We start from the raw sequence: 17,075 nt of genomic DNA on the forward strand, positions 1-17,075 counted from the left end.
CGGCTTGAAAACGTAACCATTTGAACTGATGTCACAAATCGACGTTTTGCCGATCCAAGGCGCGCTTTGCTGCTCCTAGAATGGGCCCTTGTCCGAACTGCCCTGCTCAAGGAATGGCTTATGCGTCGTGCTCATCACTTATCCCCTCTCTGGCTCGCCCTGCTGGCCGCCCCTCTGTTCACCCAACAGGCGCTGGCCGCTCCCGAGGTTCGCCTCTATGTGGATGGTCAACCGGTCGCGACCCCGATCGCGCTGGACAAGGGCACGGTGGAGCTGATCCATCCCCTTGCCAAGGGGAGCCACCAGATCCACATCAGCGACGCAGACAACAGTTGCGGTACCAGCTTTGGCCCGAGTGAGAGCAAGCCACTCCCCTTCGGCACCGCCCAACCAATGGACAAATGCAGTAAGGATCAGAGCTTTACCCTGCGGGTGATGCTGGCCGGGGAGTATCAGTTCACCTTCAACCCGGATACCCCCAGCCTCAAGGTGCTGCGGGCGACCAAGAAGAGCGAGTTCAAGCGCCAGCCACCACAAGAGCCCTGCATCAGCTGGGATGGCGGCCCGGTCACTGTATCCCTGAAAGGGGTCTGGCCCGACGGTACCCGACTGAGGGATGCCTACTCGAAACAGGAGGCGGTGGTCAAACAGGGCAAACTGACCCTGACCCCGAGTAAAGAGAGCGGCGGCCTGCTGCTGCTCGAGCCGGTCAAGGCAGTCAAGCCAGCACCATTCAGCTGGGATCAGGCGAGCGTCTATTTCCTGCTGACCGACCGCTTCAACAACGGCGATCCCGCCAACGACCACAGTTTCGGCCGCCAGAAGGATGGTCAGGACGAGGTGGCCACCTGGCACGGCGGTGACTTCAAGGGGCTGACCGAGAAGCTCGACTACATCAAGAGCCTCGGCATGAACGCCATCTGGATCACCCCCATGGTGGAGCAGGTTCACGGCTTCATTGGTGGCGGCGAGCAGGGCAATTTCCCCTTCTACGCCTACCACGGCTACTGGGCGCTCGACTTCACCAAGATTGACCCCAACTACGGCGATGAAGAGAGTCTGAAAACCCTGGTGGACGAGGCCCACAAGCGCGGCATGCGGATCATCCTCGACGTGGTGATGAACCACGCCGGTTATGCCACCCTCGCCGATCTGCAAGATCTGGGGCTCACCGAACTGACACAGAACAGCGGCAAACTGCCTACCGTCTGGAACCAGTGGCGCCCGAGCGGTGGCCTCAACTGGCATGGCTACAACCAGTTCATCGACTATCAATCACCCGCGTGGAACAAGTGGTGGAGCGGTGACTGGGTGCGCGCCGGTCTGCCCGGCTACCCGCAGCCCGGCACCGACGATGTCACCGGCTCGGTGGCGGGGCTGCCGGACTTTCTCACCGAATCGACCAAACCGGTAGGGCTGCCGCCGTTGCTGGCGGCGAAAAAAGATACCCTTGCCAAGGCGCTACCCGACGCTACCGTGAGCGACTACCTGATCGCCTGGCACACCGACTGGGTGCGCCGCTTTGGCATCGACGGCTTCCGCGCCGACACCGTCAAGCATCTGGAGCCCGAGGTGTGGGCCAAGCTCAAACAGGCGGGCACCGCTGCGCTCAAGGAGTGGAAGACTGCGAACCCGGGCAAGGCCCTCGACGATCTGCCCTTCTACATGGTGGGCGAGGTGTGGGATCACGGGGTAGCCAAGGATTTCTGGTATCAGAACGGTTTCGATTCCCTGATCAACTTCGACTATCAGCGCGAGTTCGCACTGTCACAGGCCCAGTGCATGGCCAGCGCCGAGCCCACCTATGCCAGCTACGCCAGCCGTATCAATCAGGATCCCGAGTTCAACGTGTTGAGCTACATCAGCTCCCACGACACCAAGCTGTTCTTTGGCGACTATCAGGATGTGCCGCTACAGCGCCGGGTCGCCAACAGCTTTATGCTGCTGCCGGGCGGCATCCAGCTCTACTACGGCGACGAGTCCGGCCGCGGGCTTGCCAAGGATGGCGGAGTGTTCGATCAGGCGTTGCGCTCGGATATGAACTGGCAGGAGCTGGCCAGCGGAGACAAGGCTGAGCTGGTCAAGCACTGGCAGCAACTGGGCCAGTTCCGCGCCGCCCATCCGGCCATTGCGGCAGGCAGCCACCAGAAACTCTCGGATGCACCCTACGCCTTCGTACGGGAGAAGGGGGATGACAAGGTGGTGGTGGTCTTTGCCGGCCGGCAGAAGTAACTCTTGAGTCATATTTACCAGCAACAGAGAGGGGTGCCACTGGCTCCCCTCTCTCGTTCATCCATGTACAAAGGCTCACTGTGGCTGGCGCGCTGCCACCGGCCACTGCAGACGCGCCTTGACCAACATCTCTTGCCACAGGGGCCAGACCAGCAGCGCCTGCTGATAGGCTCCGGCCTGACCGGGCAACAGGATGCCGTAGCTGGCCAGCCGATAGGCCATCACCGCATAGAACGCATCGACAATGCCCGCCTCGCCAAAGTAGAAGGGGCCCCGCGTCTGCGACCAGATCTCCTGCAAACGGGCCAGCTCACCGACCGCCTCCACCGGGGGATCGATACGGGTTGGCGCCCCAAGAAAGAAGGGGAGCAGAGAACGGATCTGCCGAAATCCGGCGTGCAACTCGGCACAGAGGCTGCGAGCCAGTGCCCGCTCGACCTGCGAAACGGGATAGAGCTGGCGGTCGGGACAGAGCTCGTGAACATATTCGGCAATGGCCAGCGAGTCGTGAACCCGCACGCCGTCGTGTTCGAGCCAGGGCACCAGACCGGCCGGAGCCAACCGCTTGAGCCGCGCCAGCGACTTGGCATCCTCCAGATCGAACACCTGCTCCTGCCACGTCAGCCCGCTCATGGCGAGCACCAGTGCCGCCCGCATCGCCCAGGTGGAGCCGGTGCCCACCGCCAATACCAAGGATCCCATCTGTTGCCTCCTGCATGAGTTGCCTGCGACCGGCCGATCTGCCCTGATGGCAAAACATCCGATGGTCGCTTCACATTTGCGCACCGGCGGGTTTGACCCGCTTGGTGAGCGATGCTAGTTTGATTTTTCAAAACAATCAGTTAGCAACAATGTGAGCCATTAACCGAAATATGGACAGCCAATTTACCATCGTCATCGCAGATGACCACCCCCTGTTTCGGGGCGCCCTTTACCAAGCGGTGCACATGGCCATCAACGACGCTCAATTGCTGGAAGCGGACTCCATCGACAGCCTGACCAGCCTGCTCGGCGAGCACCCCGAAGTTGACCTGTTGCTGCTCGATCTCAAGATGCCGGGGGCCAACGGCTTCGAGGGGCTGGCCCACCTGCGCGGCCAATATCCCGACCTGCCTATCGTGGTGGTCTCCGCCTCGGAAGATGCGGCCATCATCCAGCAGGTGTTGCGGCTCGGGGCGCTCGGCTTCATTCCCAAATCGGTGCCGATGAAGGAGCTGGTCAATGCCCTCAATACGGTGATCGGGGGGGATAACTGGGTGCCGGAAGGCATCTCGCCCCATCCCGAATCGGAAGATGGCCCCGATTTCGCCAGCAAGCTGGCCAGCCTCACCCCCCAGCAATACAAGGTGCTGATCATGCTGCGCGATGGCAGCCTGAACAAACAGATCGCCTGGGAGCTCAACGTCTCCGAGGCCACCATCAAGGCCCATATCACCGCCATCTTCAGAAAACTGGGCGTCAAGAACCGCACTCAGGCGGTTATCGCCCTGCAACAGCTCGATATCAAGGAGAGCTGAGCCCCGAACGCGGCGACACGCGCGAGACGACATAGCCAGCCATGCTGGCTATTTGTTGCTCGACAATTAGCACGATCGTACTTTATGCTGCCAGCGCCAACGAGGAGAGAGTGATGAGCAAAGGTCGCCTGACCCGGGACAACATTTTGCAGACAGCCTTTGAGCAGGCGAGCCAGCAAGGGCTGGAGAGCCTGACCATCGGCTCGCTGGCCAGCGCCTGCGAGATGTCGAAAAGCGGCCTGTTTGCCCACTTTCAATCCCGAGACAATCTGCAGATCGCCGTGCTGGAGTACGCCGCCGAGGTGTTCCGGCTGCGGGTGATCCAGCCGGTACGCCAGCAGGAGCACCAGAGCCAGCACGACAAGCTGATCGCCCTGCTGCGTGCCTGGCAGGCTTGGAACCACTGCTTCGCCGGACGCTGCATGTTCCTCGACGCCTGGACCTCGGTGCAGGATGGCCATGAGCAAAAGAGCCAGGTGCAGCAAGCCGCCCGGCAACTGGTGCGCTTCTGGCTCGACTATCTGGCCCGTCAGGTGGTGCAGGGTCAGGCCGCAGGCGAGTGGCGACGCGAGATGGATCCCTGGCGCGCCGTTTATCGCCTCTATGGCCTCTATCTGGCGGATCAGGTGTTCAACGACCTCGAACTGTGTCAGGATCCGGCTCGCCACTTCTGGCCCGAAGTGGATGCTCTGCTCGCCAGCTGGCGCTGATGTTTTAGCATCCGTTCAACACGACTTTTTAAAAACCGACAAAAAAGCACGACCGTTCGCACATAAAAACCACAGGATGACCATGAGCAGCAAGATCTACTTCAACACCCGCCGCTTCAGCCCGAGCAAATGGCTGCTGGGGATCGGCACCCGGTTGCACCACAGACTCGCCCCCACCCATGCCAAGCGCACCGCCAGCAAGTTGCTGCTCACCCCCCAGCGCAACCAGCGCGGTGGCCACGAACCAGCCGGTCTGGTGAAGCAGGCCGTCCATACCAGCGAAGGGGTATTGATGAGCTATCGGCTCGGTCAGGGGCCGCTGTGGCTGCTGATGCACGGCTGGTCCGGCAGCGCCAGCCAGTTCTATCCGCTGATGAGCCATATCGCCGCGCAGGGTTTCACCGCAATTGCCTACGATCATCCGGCCCACGGCCAGAGCGCGGGCAACACTGGTCACCTGCCCCGTTTCGTGCGCGCCTTCGACGAGCTGGCGACCAAGCTGGCCAGCGAAGCAGGCCCGCTGCACGGGGTCATCGCCCACAGCATGGGAGGCGCCGTCACCCTCTCCAGCCGTCAGCCGGGTATCGATACCCTGCCGCTGCTGTTGATTTCGCCGGTGCTCGACTATGTGCCCCAGCTCTACGGCATGGTGGCGCGCTCCGGCTACTCCATCCGGTTGTTCGATGCGGTGGTCAAGGAAATTGAGCAAGAGTACCAGCACCCCTTGAGCACGGTCGATCCGCTGGGTCGCCTCGCCAGTCGCAGCGGTACGGCAATGATCGTGCATGACGAGGAGGACAGATTCGCCCCCCATAGCGACTCCTTGCGGGCCAGTCAGGATGGTCATACCCGGCTGGTGAGCACCCGGGGTCTGGGCCACGGTCGCATCCTCGCCAGCGCCCCGGTATTCGCCGCCTTCGATCAGCTGGCGCGGCCGGAAAATCCTCACCGCGCCCTTTGACATGGGGCCATGAAAAAACGGGCGAGCGCCCGTTTTTATATTTGATACAGCGCCTTATAGTTAACTTGTCAGTGGGAACATTCTTGTCAGTACACAATAAGGCGCCAGCATATGGCCAGACCCAATACAGCGTTGTTGCTCACCGGTGGCGGTGCTCGCGCCGCCTATCAGGTCGGTGCCCTCAAGGCGATTGCGGAGCTCTACCCGCGCAATCTCGGCATCCCTTTTCCCATCCTCTGTGGCACCTCGGCGGGGGCCATCAATGTCACTGCACTGGCCTGCTACGCCTCCTGCTTCCATCTGGGAGTGCGCAAGCTGGAGTGGGTCTGGCGCCGCTTCGAGACTCACCACATCTTCGATTTTCACCCGGGGCGCCTGCTGTGGCGGTTGTTGTACGAGGGGTCGGCGGGGCTGATCAACCCCCACACCAACCACGCCTTTCACCTCTTTGACAACGCGCCGCTGCACCGCCTGCTGGATCAACTCATCGACTATCACCGCATTGATGACAACATCCTCTACGGCAGTCTGGAGGCGCTGGCCATCACGGCGTCGGATTACGACGACGGCCTATCCACCACCTTCTTTCAGGGGCGGGCCGACCACCATCCGTGGGAGCGGGCCAGACGGCGCGGGGTACGCACCGTGCTTACATCTGAGCATCTGCTCGCCTCCTCGGCGCTCCCCTTCGTCTTTCCGGCCACCCAGATCGGCGAGAAGTTCTACGGCGACGGTTCCATCCACCAGCTGAGTCCGCTCAGCCCCGCCATCCATTTGGGTGCGGAGCGGATCCTGCTGATCACCCTGGATCCGCCGGCGCACTCGGCACCGACCCATCATCACGGCCATCTCACCAGCTCCAATATCGCCAGCCATCTGCTCGATACGGTCTTTACCGACACCCTCAACTCCGATCTGGAGCGGCTGTGGCGTATCAACCAGACTCTGGATCTGATCCCGGAGCGGGAGCGCAATCGCCTCAAGCTGAAACGGGTGGAGACCTGCGTGCTGAAACCGAGTCAGGATCTCGACACCATCGCACTGGCCTACCTGCGCAAACTGCCGCTAAAGTTGCGCCGGCTGTTGCGGGTGCTGGGCGTGAAGGGGGATGAGACCAGCAGTCTGGCCAGCTTTCTGATGTTCTATCCGGGTTATTGCCAACAGCTGATCAAGCTGGGCTATCAGGACACTCTGAGGGAGCGGGAGCGGGTCACCGCCTTCCTCGATATCGAAGGGCTGCCAAAAGAGCGGGAGTAAAGGGGGCGGCCGATGAGTACGAGGGGATTCAGCGCCCCTCCAGCAGACGCTGCTCCGCCTGCTCCATCGCCACCACGGTACCAAACAGGATCAGCCGGTCACCGGCCGCCAGCACCAGCTCGGGTCTGGGCTCCAGACTCTGATCCCCGCGCTGCACCTCCTTGATCCGCACCTCATCGAGCGGCAACTCGCGCACTTCACGGCCTACCGCCCACGCCTGATCGTGCAACAACAACGGATGGAGGCGTTCGAGCAGCTGATCTGCCTCCAGATTGCTGGCGCTTTGATCCCCCCAGTAGAAGCCGTGCAGGAAGCGATACTGACTGCTGCGCTCCAGCTCCATCCGGCGGATCACCCGACCGATGGGGATATCGCAATTGAGCAGCAGGTGGGAGACCAGCATCAAGGCCCCCTCCTGGGATTCAGGGATCACCTCAAACGCCCCCGCCTGCTTGTACTGCTCCAGAAAACTGTCATCCCGGGTACGCACCAGCACCTTGAGATCCCCCGCCAGTTCGCGGATCAGTGCCAGCATCGCCTGCACCCGCTTGCGATCATCGAAGGTGATGATCACCAGCCGTGCCCGCAACAACCCGGCGGCCAGCAGAATATCGCGGCGGCTGGCGTCGCCGAAGGCCACCTGCTCCCCCGCCAGCTTGGCCTCGCTCACCCGCTCCGGGTCAAGATCGAGGGCCAGAAAGGGGATCTCCTCGATCTTGAGAAAGCGGGCACAGGTCTGCCCGGCCCGGCCAAACCCGGCGATGATGACATGCTGGTTTTTGCTCAGGCCCGACTGGGCGACTTCGGAGCGGGTCAGCAGCGCCGGATCGGTCAGGCTGCGGGCCAGCGAATGGGCCTGGGTCACCAGCCAGGGGGTCATGGCGATGGAGATGATGCCGATGCCGATCAGCAGGGAGACCAGTTGCTGATCCAGCAAGCCGTGGTGCAGTGCCAGCGCCAGCAACACGAAGCCGAACTCTCCCACCTGACTGAGCATGATGCCGGCGGCCATGCTGTCGCGCTTTCGCTCCCCCATCAGCCGCCCGGCCAGCAGCACCAGCAGGGATTTGCACAGCACCAGCAGCACCACGCAGATCAGTACCTGCCACCATGCCCGCGCCACCAGCTCCCACTCCATGGCCATGCCGATGGTGATAAAGAAGAGCCCCATCAGCACGTCGCGAAAGGGCTTGATGTCCACCTCCAGCTGATGACGGTAGTGGGACTCCCCCAGCATCATCCCCGCCAGAAACGCCCCCAGCGCCATCGACAACCCCAGCGAATGGGTCATGTAGGCAGCCAGCAGCGCCACCAGCAGGGCACTCAGCACGAACAACTCGTCGGAGCGGGCTCGCGCCACCTCGTGAAACAGCAGCGGCAGCAACCACTTGCCCACCGCCAGTAGAGTGAAGAGAGCAAACAGCCCCTTGAGGGTGGCCCAGGCGATCTCGGCGGCCAGCGCACTCCCCTGCACTTCCGGCTGGGCGAGGATCGGGATCATCACCAGCAGGGGCACCACCGCCAGATCCTGAAACAGCAGCACGCTCACCCCCAGCTGGGCGCGGCGGGTATGGAGCTGCTTCTGCTCGCCGAGCTGCTTGATCACCACCGCCGTCGAGGAGAGTGCCAACGTTCCCGCCACCACCAGCGACTGGGCCAGACCCAGCCCCCACCACCAGCCGATGGCGAAGAAGAGCAGTGACGTGAGCAGCACCTGCAACATCCCCACCCCCAGCACCAACCGGCGCATCGCCAGCAATTTCGGCAGGGAGAACTCCAACCCCAGCGAGAACATCAGAAAGACGATCCCGAGCTCGGCAATGGTCTGCATGATCGACTGGCCGGTGATCACCGCCAGCCCGTGGGGGCCGAGCAAGACGCCGGTAATCAGGTAGGCAAGGATGACCGGCAAGCCGAGGCGCCGGAAAGTTGCCACCAGCAGAACGGCGGCGAACAGCAGGATCAACAGGTCGGTGTACAAATTTTCCTCTCCTTTTATCGACTTAAGCTTAGTCAGCCGATCTGGCGGGCAGGAAAGATATATTGGGCATGCCAATTGCAGGGAGGAGACAGTAGTCAGGTGTTACAGGTGGAAGACCATGGAAAATACGTCGTCACTTAATGGCTTTAGCCATGGCATCGAGCAGTGGGTTCGCCAGATGGAGCGGCTCACGCCGTTGCCCAGCGTTGAACGCAACCAGTTGCTCGAGCAGTTGTTGGGGCAGAGCGATCTCGGCGGTTTGCTGACAACTTTTGCCGATCGTGCGGCAAGAATTGTCAGGATCCACAGTCTCTACCTCGATTGTGGCCAGCCCCATGTGCTGATCCAGCACCCGCCGCTGGCCACCCTCAACCTGCACAACTATCCGTTCGAGCTGCGCGGTCAGCATGGCCAGCTGCTCGGCCAGCTTCACTACGAGCTGGAACATCCGCTGAGCGGCAGCCAGCAACGGGTACTGATGCAATACCATCAGCTGCTCTGCCTGCTGCTGCCCCTCTATCTGCGGCTGGAAAAACTGGATCAGCTGGTCCGGCTCGATCACCTGACCGGCCTTGGCAACCGCTCCTACTTTGACGAAGCCATTGGCCGCGCCATCGAGCAGCACAGCCGCGAGCCACACGGTCTGGTGCTGGTGCTGCTGGATCTCGATCGCTTCAAGCAGATCAATGACACCTGGGGTCATCCGGTGGGGGATCTGGTGCTGAGTCGCTTCGCCCAGCTGCTCAAGGGGTGCATCCGCAGCACGGATCAAGCTTTCCGGCTCGGGGGAGATGAATTTGCCCTGCTGCTGCAACCGGCCGAACCCGAGGCGTGGCGCCCGGTCTGGCTGCGACTGCAGCATATGTTGATGACCAACAAGGAGCTCAGCACCTTCTCGGTCGGATGCAGCCTTGGCGCCGCCAGCTGGCAATCCGGGGTCGATGTGCCGAGCCTCTACGAGGCGGCCGACAGCCACCTCTACGCCCGCAAAAAAGCAGGCAAGGCCAGCTCTAACGAATAATCCCGAACTCTTCTTTGCTCCGGCACATGCGCGCCATGTGACCGGAGCTTCTTTTTTTGGGGCTAATCCTCCCTCACACCGAGATCACCTCATGCAAGATCCTGCTCGGGCAGGATTGGGGCGGCACCGTTTCCCTGCCAGTGACAGACCAGCCCGGCACTCTGTGCCATAAAACCGTCGCAAACAAAGAGCCCCACCACCGCCGCCACCTGCTCGCCATAGTAGAGGATGGGAATGCGCCCCCGCTGCCACGAAGGCACGCCATACTCCTGCAGCAACTTTTTCATCCGCCGACTGCCGCTTCGCCCCACCGGTTTGAGGGGGATCCCGGGCGCCACCTGAAAGCGCACCGAAAGGGGCTCGTCCGCTCGGGGGGAACGAAGCAGCTCCTCGCCGTGCTCCGCCATGCGCACCACCAGCTCGCCCAAACCGTCGGGCAGGGGCAGCGGCTCACCCACGGTCAGCGGCAATACCTGATGGCAAGGTTGCAGGTCAGGGCTCACCAGATAGAGTCGCTCCTGAAAACGGCGACAGCTCTGGCGCCCCCAGTTGAGCTGGGGATTGGCATCGCCGCGCGCCAACGCCACCTCCTGCCACAGCCGGGCAAGCTGCTCGCGGGATGGCATCTCCCCCCCCTGACGGCGGATCCAGTAGCGCAGCAGGTTGTTGCGCCGGGTGGGAGAGAGGGCGTGCAGCGGGCCGATATGGAGCGCCTCCCCCTCGCCCGCCAGCTGCCAGTCACTCTCTGCCAGTTCGTCCAGCAGCGCCTCCTGCTCGGCGCACAGGGCCATGCTGCGCGCCGCGGTCTGGGCCATGGCGGGCCAACGCGCCTTGAGTTGGGGGATAAGCGTCTGGCGCAAAAAGTTGCGGTCATAACTCACGTCCAGATTGCTCTCATCCTCCACCCAGCCAAAGGGGAGGCTCGCCGCCGCCTCTCCCAGCTCGGCGCGACTCATATCGAGCAGCGGGCGCAGCAACAGGCCGCCGGCAAAGGGCTGGCTTGGCAAGATCCCCGCCAGCCCGCGCAGACCGGCGCCGCGCTTGAGGGCCAGCAGCAGGGTTTCCAGCTGATCGTCCTGATGGTGGGCGGTGAGCAGCCACTCCCCCTCCCGCATCCGGGCAGTCAGCCGCTGGTAACGGGCGGTGCGCGCCTGCGCCTCCAGACTCTCGCCATTGCCACGGGCCAGAGTCACTCGCTCGACCAGCAGCTCCACCGCCAATTGCTGACACACGGCTTCACAATGAGCGACCCACTCATCGGCATGGGGACTGAGGCCGTGGTGCACGTGCAGGGCGCGAAGTGGCAGGCTGTGCTCGCGGGCATACTGCGCCGCCAGCACCAGCAGCAGGGTGGAGTCGAGGCCGCCACTGAAAGCCACCAGCAGACCGGTGGAACCTTCCGGCGCTGGCATAGTCAGACAAAAGCGAGAATAAAGATGAGAAATCATAGGCTTCCCCAAAACGGACCGGCCGATCTTAGCAGAGTCGGGCTTATCAAGCTGCAACCCTGCTGCTAGAGTGAGGCTCGCCCGCCCTCTCCACCGGGCTGGCCGCAAGGCGGTCGTATAACCGGTTGGAGCAAGGAAGATGGGCAGGGAAGCAAACAATCCGAATTGGAATCAAACAAGATGAACAATAAGAAAAGCTTACTGGCCGGCCTGATTGGACTGGCCCTGCTGGCTGGCTGCAGTCAGGTACCGCAAGACTCCCCCAAACACTCCGGGCTGGCGCTGGCCAATATGGACACCCAGGTCAAACCCGGCGATGACTTCTTCCGTTACGTCAATGGCAAGTGGCTCGCCACCGCCAAGATCCCCGACGATCGCCCCGCCGATGGCGCCTTCTACATGCTGCGGGACAAATCCCTCGCCGATGTGCGGGTGCTGGTCGAGGGGCTGGCCAAGCAGGAGGCCGCCACCGGCACGCCGACCCAGCAGATCCGCGATCTCTACGCCAGCTATCTGGATCAGGCAGGCCGTGACGCCAAGGGGCTCACCCCGCTGGCACCGGCGCTGGCCGATATCGACCGGATCGGTGATCAGGCAGCACTGGCCCGTGCCTTTGCCCAGTCGGGCCGCATGGGCGGCGGCGCGCCGTTTGGCATCTGGATCGACGCCGATGCCAAGTCCCCCGACCGCTATGCGGTCTACCTCTATCAAGGTGGACTGGGGCTGCCGGATCGGGACTACTACCTCAAGCAGGATACCGAGAGTCAGGCCCTGCGCCAGAAGTACCAGCAGCATATCGCCGCCATGCTGAGCCGCCTCGGTGAGTCTGACCCGAGCGGCAAGGCCAAACGGATTCTGGCCCTCGAAACCCGGCTCGCCACCATCCAGTGGGACAACGTCGCCCTGCGGGATCGGGAGAAGAACTACAACAAGCGCCCCGCCAGCGAACTGGCACGGCTCGCCCCCCACCTCGACTGGCAGGCCTATCTGAACGCCGCGGGCATTGCTTCCCAGCCGGATCTCATCATCGGCCAGCCGACCTATCTGAGCGCGCTGGATCAGGTGATGGCCCAGACCCCCATCGCCGATTGGCAGGCCTACCTCAAGTGGCAACTGCTGACCGACTACGCCCCCTATCTCGACAGCGAGACCGACCGCGCCAACTTCGCCTTCTACGGCACCACCCTGAGCGGCACGCCCAAGCAGCGCGCCAGCTGGGAGCGGGCGCTCGGGGTGCTGAACGATCATCTGGGTGAAGCGGTCGGCCAGCTCTATGTGGCCCGCTACTTCCCGCCAGCGGCCAAGGAGCGGATGGAGCAGCTGGTGGAGAACCTGCGCACCGCCTACGGCCAGAGCATCAAGGAGCTCGACTGGATGTCGCCCGAGACCAAGGCGCAGGCACTCGAGAAGCTGGCCAAGTTCCGCCCCAAGATCGGCTACCCCGACAAGTGGAAGGATTACAGCGCCATCGCCATCAAACCGGATGATCTGGTCGGCAACCTGCAACGCTCGCAAGCCTTTGAATACGCAGACAGTCTGGCGCGCCTCGGCAAACCGGTCGACCGGGACGAGTGGCACATGTCGCCGCAAACGGTGAACGCCTACTACAACCCGAGCAACAACGAGATCGTCTTCCCGGCGGCCATTTTGCAGCCCCCCTTCTTCGACATGACGGCGGATGATGCGGTCAACTACGGCGCCATCGGCGGGGTCATTGGTCACGAGATGGGCCACGGTTTTGATGATCAGGGGGCCAAATCCGACGGCGACGGCATGATGCGCGACTGGTGGACGCCGCAAGATCTCAAGGAGTTCCGCTTCCGCACCAGCCGTCTGGTGGCCCAGTACAACCGCTTCGAGCCCATCAACGGCCAGTTCGTCAACGGCCAGTTTACCCTGGGGGAGAACATCGGCGATCTGGGTGGTCTCACCATAGCCCACAAGGCCTACGAGCTGTCGCTGGATGGCAAGGAGGCACCGGTGCTGGATGGCTTTACCGGCGAACAGCGCTTCTTCCTCGGCTGGGCGCAGGTGTGGAAGGGGATGTATCGCCCCGAGCTGATGCAGATGCTGCTGCGCTCCGACCCCCACTCACCGCCCGAGTACCGGGTCAACGGGGTGGTGCCGAACATTCCCGCCTTCTACGAGACATTCAACATCCAGCCGGGGGACAAGCTCTATCTGCCGCCCCAGAAACGGGTAAAGATCTGGTAACAGCATCACGGCGGGCTCCCCGGGAGCCTGCACTCAAGAGACAGCAAGAGGTTGCAAGATGAACAGAGCATTGATGATGGCAGGGCTGCTGACCCTGCCGCTGGCGGCACAGGCCGAAGAGGGATTTAGCAAGCAACTGACCCTCCCCTCCGGGCAGGTGATCCGGGTGGTGCAGGGGGCCGGTGAGCCCGCCTCCATCGGCAGCTATGACGTGCGACTCTATTCGGGTCAGAACGCTCAATTTCCACTGGATGAGTTTCAGGATGGCAAGGTGATGGCCCGTAACGGCTTTATCCGGGAGCTGAAACTGGTCGATTTGAATGGCGACAAGCAGCCCGAGCTGGTGGTCATCATCGAGAGCGCGGGCAGCGGCAGCTATCAGGATGCCGATGCCTACACCGTCAGCCCGCAAGGGGAGCTGGAGATCTTCAATCAGGTCAAGGAGCTGGAGCCCAAAGAGGATGTGGTCAAGGCGCTCAAAAGCCCGCAAGACTAAGCCCTCTCCCCGAATCTGAAATATAAAAAGCCCTGATGATCAGGGCTTTGTTGTTTCTGCTGTTGGTACAAACAGCTCAGAGGCGGGTCGCCCGGATGGAGACCTGCGGCAGCGCCATCTCGTGCTGGGCAGCAACCAGTTGCAGCTCGTAGGCCCCCTCCAGCCAGGTACGAGCCAGCACCGCATCCACGCTGGCGTTGGTAAGCTCGAACGCCGCTACCGGGGTACAACCGGCCAGCAGATTGGCCAGCATGGTGGCACTCAGCAGATCCCCCACCCCGATGGGGTGGCGAGCAAAAGGGTAGAGCGGGCGAGAGAGGTGAAAGGTTCCCTCCTCGCACACCAGCAGCATCTCGAAGCGGTCCATGGCAAAGCCGGCCTTGCCCAAGTGTTTCACCATCACCAGCTTGACCCCTTGCGCGCGCAGCTGCTGGCACGCCTCGATGGCCTCCGGCACATTGCGGATATCGCGGCCGGTGAGCTGTTCCAGCTCCAGCAGATTGGGGGCCAGCATATCGGCGCAGGCCAGTGCCCTGGTTTTCAGAAAATCGGCGACGCCAGGTGCCACTATGCACCCCTTGTCGGGGTGACCCATCACAGGGTCACAAAAGTAGAGGGCGGCCGGATTGATCGCCTTGAGCCGGGCCACCGCCGCCAGGATCTCCTCCCCCTGTTCGGCCGAGCCGAGGTAGCCGCTCAGCAGCGCATCGCACTCGGCCAGCACGCCGATCTCCGCCAGGCCGTTTACCAGCTGACGGATATGGCCGCCGGGCATCACCATCCCCTGCCAGCCTTCGCGGTATTGGGTGTGGTTGGAGAACTGCACCGTGTTCATCGGCCACACCTCGATCCCGAGGCGACGCATGGGAAAAACGGCGGCGCTGTTGCCGGCACAGCCAAAGACTACGTGGGATTGAATGGAGAGCACTCGCTTCATGATTGGCGACTCACGCAATAAGAACAGGAATTCCGGAGGGAAAAACGGGCCTTGCGGCCCGTTGTTGTCACTTTCGACTGTTGTCACTGTCGATTAACGCAGCACCTTGACGGTGTAGCTGCCATCGGCCTGACGATAGAGGCCGTGGATGTCGGTCTCGAAGCCCGGGTAGTGGGCACCGATCTCGCACAGCATCTCGAGGAACTCGAGCACCGGCAGAGAATCCTGAGTCACCATCTCGCCCGGCAGAACCAGCGGTACTCCCGGCGGGTACGGCAGGATCATGTTGGCGCTGATGCGGTCAACCATGTCACGCAACGGCACCTCTTCCAGATTGCCCGCCAGCTCTTGCTGCCATGCAGCATGCGGGGTCATCTTCATCTCCGGCAGCACATCGAACGCCTTGAACATCAGCTCCGGCAGACGGTATTTGCAGGTCAGATCATGGATGCTCTGGGCCAGCTCCTGAATGCGCATCCCTTCGTAGAAGCTCGGATCTTCACGATAGAGGCTCGGCAGGATGTTCTTGATGGTCAGGTTCAGGTCATAACCACGCTTGAACTCGGTCAGGGCGCGCAGCAGCTGCATCGCCTTGGACTGATCGATACCGATGGAGAAGAGGAACAGCATGTTGTAAGGACCGGTCTTCTCGACCACGATGCCGCGCTCGTCCAGGAACTTGGAGACCAGTGAAGCAGGGATGCCCTTCTCCAGCAGCTGGCCGTCACGACCCATACCCGGAGTCAGCAGGGTGACCTTGATCGGATCCAGGTACATGTGGTTGTCATCGATGTCCTTGAAGCCGTGCCAGTCATCTTTCGGATCCAGCTTCCAGCACTCGACGGTGTCGATGTTGTCCGGCTGCCATACGTCGAAGAACCAGCCTTCGCTCTGATCACGCAGACGCTTGATCTCTTTGCGGAAGGAGATGGCGCGATCGATGGAGTCCTTGATCAGACGCTTGCCGGTGTTGCCACGCATCATGGCAGCGGAGATCTCGGTCGATGCCACGATGCCGTACTGCGGCGAGGTGGAGGTGTGCATCATGAAGGCTTCGTTGAAAGTCTCTTCCTCCACGTCACCCTTGATGTGGATCATCGAGGCCTGGGAGAAGGCCGCCAGCAGCTTGTGGGTGGACTGGGTTTCGTAGAACACCTTGCCCGGCATCGCTTCACCGCTCATGCCGCACTTGCCTTCATAGATCGGGCTGAAGTTGGTGTAAGGCACCCAGGCACTGTCGAAGTGGATGTAAGGAGTGTCCAGCGCCTCCTTGATGAAGCCGGTGTTGTAGAGCAGGCCATCATAGGTGGAGTTGGTGACCACGGCGTAACGGGGAGCCTGGGCACCCGGTGTCGCGGCAACCTTGGCAGCGATGGTGTCGCGGCTGAATTCGCTCTGCGGGATACCACCCAGAATGCCGTAGGCGTTGCGGGTCGGACGGAAGTAGATCGGGGTCACGTCGTTCATCATCATCAGGTGAGTGAGCGACTTGTGGCAGTTACGGTCAACCAGCACTGTGCTGCCGGCCGGCGCGGAGTACATGCCGACGATCTTGTTGGCAGTGGAGGTGCCGTTGGTAACGATATAGGAGCGATCGGCGTTGAAGGTACGGGCGATGTACTCTTCGGCTTCCTTGTGCGGACCTGAGTGATCCAGCAGGGAGCCCAGCTCCGGCATGGAGATGGAGACGTCGGCCTTGAACGCGTTCGGGCCATAGAAGTCATAGAAGATGCTGCCAGCCGGGCTCATCTGGAAGGCGGTACCGCCCATGTGACCCGGAGTACAGAAGGTGTATTTACCCTCTTCCACGTACTTGAACAGTGCCTTAGTGAACGGCGGCAGGATGGCGTCCTGATACTCCTGAGTGGCCTGACCCATCTTGAGGGCGATGTCGTCGGCCATGCCGAGACGGTACTCGAAGAAGTGCACGTTCAGACGCAGGTCGGTCAGGTGAATATCCAGGGTGGACTGGTCGTTGGCGAAGGCGAAGATCGGCAGCTTCTCGTTGCGATCATGGATCTCCTTGCACAGGCCCAGAGAGTATTTGTCCCAGTCGAAGATGGCGCCGCAAACGCGGGGGTTCTTCTCAATCAGTTTCAGCAGATCGGCCACATCGACCGGATAAACAACCTCGAAACCCTTGCGCTCGAGGGAGGCTTGCAGCTGGCGAATGGGTTCTTCTTTAAAGAAAACGCCCAGGTGGTTGAGGATGGCAATGATATTCATCGTAATGCTCCACACGTAATGGGGCGCTCTCCATCAGGGATGGTGAGTGAAGAGCGCTCGGAAGATAAAAGGGGG

At 61.9% G+C, this 17,075-nt stretch carries 13 protein-coding genes; 8 read left to right on the forward strand and 5 right to left on the reverse strand.

What is annotated here, in order from left to right; genetic code table 11:
- Nucleotides 1–120 precede the first annotated feature (120 nt).
- The gene (locus G5253_RS04850) at nt 121–2,232 is read left to right on the forward strand and encodes an alpha-amylase (protein ID WP_421202748.1); all 2,112 of its coding nucleotides are present in this window, start codon (nt 121–123) and stop codon (nt 2,230–2,232) included.
- Nucleotides 2,233–2,307: 75 nt separating this feature from the next.
- Here the strand turns inward: G5253_RS04850 and G5253_RS04855 are convergent, their stop codons facing one another.
- On the reverse strand, nt 2,308–2,934 hold the full coding sequence (locus G5253_RS04855; protein ID WP_421202749.1) for a glutathione S-transferase N-terminal domain-containing protein: 627 nt from the start codon (nt 2,932–2,934) through the stop codon (nt 2,308–2,310).
- Between the two features lie 170 nt (nt 2,935–3,104).
- Between G5253_RS04855 and G5253_RS04860 the strand changes: the two genes are divergently transcribed.
- The 4 genes from G5253_RS04860 to G5253_RS04875 all read left to right on the forward strand — a co-directional run bounded on the left by G5253_RS04860 (nt 3,105) and on the right by G5253_RS04875 (nt 6,677).
- On the forward strand, nt 3,105–3,749 hold the full coding sequence (locus G5253_RS04860) for a response regulator (protein ID WP_421202750.1): 645 nt from the start codon (nt 3,105–3,107) through the stop codon (nt 3,747–3,749).
- 113 nt (nt 3,750–3,862) lie between these two features.
- Nucleotides 3,863–4,459: a TetR/AcrR family transcriptional regulator gene (locus tag G5253_RS04865; protein ID WP_270904694.1), complete on the forward strand. Its 597-nt coding sequence runs from the start codon at nt 3,863–3,865 to the stop codon at nt 4,457–4,459.
- Nucleotides 4,460–4,541: 82 nt separating this feature from the next.
- Nucleotides 4,542–5,420 (forward strand): alpha/beta hydrolase, encoded by an 879-nt coding sequence (locus G5253_RS04870; RefSeq protein WP_421202751.1) that lies wholly within the window; start codon nt 4,542–4,544, stop codon nt 5,418–5,420.
- A gap of 111 nt (nt 5,421–5,531) precedes the next feature.
- On the forward strand, nt 5,532–6,677 hold the full coding sequence (locus G5253_RS04875) for a patatin-like phospholipase family protein (RefSeq protein ID WP_421202752.1): 1,146 nt from the start codon (nt 5,532–5,534) through the stop codon (nt 6,675–6,677).
- A 28-nt stretch (nt 6,678–6,705) separates the two neighbouring features.
- On the opposite strand, the gene G5253_RS04880 is transcribed toward G5253_RS04875, so the two are convergent.
- On the reverse strand, nt 6,706–8,658 hold the full coding sequence (locus G5253_RS04880; RefSeq protein WP_421202753.1) for a cation:proton antiporter: 1,953 nt from the start codon (nt 8,656–8,658) through the stop codon (nt 6,706–6,708).
- Nucleotides 8,659–8,776: 118 nt separating this feature from the next.
- Between G5253_RS04880 and G5253_RS04885 the strand changes: the two genes are divergently transcribed.
- The gene (locus G5253_RS04885) at nt 8,777–9,679 is read left to right on the forward strand and encodes a GGDEF domain-containing protein (protein WP_204380084.1); all 903 of its coding nucleotides are present in this window, start codon (nt 8,777–8,779) and stop codon (nt 9,677–9,679) included.
- A gap of 89 nt (nt 9,680–9,768) precedes the next feature.
- On the opposite strand, the gene tilS is transcribed toward G5253_RS04885, so the two are convergent.
- On the reverse strand, nt 9,769–11,127 hold the full coding sequence (tilS, locus tag G5253_RS04890; protein ID WP_421202754.1) for a tRNA lysidine(34) synthetase TilS: 1,359 nt from the start codon (nt 11,125–11,127) through the stop codon (nt 9,769–9,771).
- A gap of 180 nt (nt 11,128–11,307) precedes the next feature.
- Here tilS and G5253_RS04895 point away from each other — a divergent pair, with 180 nt between their 5' ends.
- Nucleotides 11,308–13,341, forward strand: coding sequence for a M13 family metallopeptidase (locus tag G5253_RS04895; RefSeq protein ID WP_421202755.1), 2,034 nt, complete (start codon nt 11,308–11,310; stop codon nt 13,339–13,341).
- A 58-nt stretch (nt 13,342–13,399) separates the two neighbouring features.
- Entirely contained in the window at nt 13,400–13,837 is a 438-nt protein-coding gene (locus tag G5253_RS04900) for a PliI family lysozyme inhibitor of I-type lysozyme (RefSeq protein ID WP_100654304.1), read from the forward strand.
- Between the two features lie 76 nt (nt 13,838–13,913).
- On the opposite strand, the gene pdxY is transcribed toward G5253_RS04900, so the two are convergent.
- Together pdxY and G5253_RS04910 are read right to left on the reverse strand one after the other, a co-directional pair.
- Nucleotides 13,914–14,774 carry a pyridoxal kinase PdxY gene (gene pdxY / locus G5253_RS04905; protein ID WP_421202756.1) on the reverse strand — a complete coding sequence of 287 codons (861 nt, stop codon included), beginning with the start codon at nt 14,772–14,774 and terminating at the stop codon, nt 13,914–13,916.
- A gap of 93 nt (nt 14,775–14,867) precedes the next feature.
- Complete coding sequence (locus tag G5253_RS04910; protein WP_236347354.1) at nt 14,868–17,000, reverse strand: lysine decarboxylase CadA; 2,133 nt, start codon at nt 16,998–17,000, stop codon at nt 14,868–14,870.
- Nucleotides 17,001–17,075: the final 75 nt, after the last annotated feature.

The sequence above is a fragment of the Aeromonas sp. 602658 genome, from assembly GCF_049173005.1.
Lineage (GTDB): Bacteria > Pseudomonadota > Gammaproteobacteria > Enterobacterales > Aeromonadaceae > Aeromonas > Aeromonas veronii_A.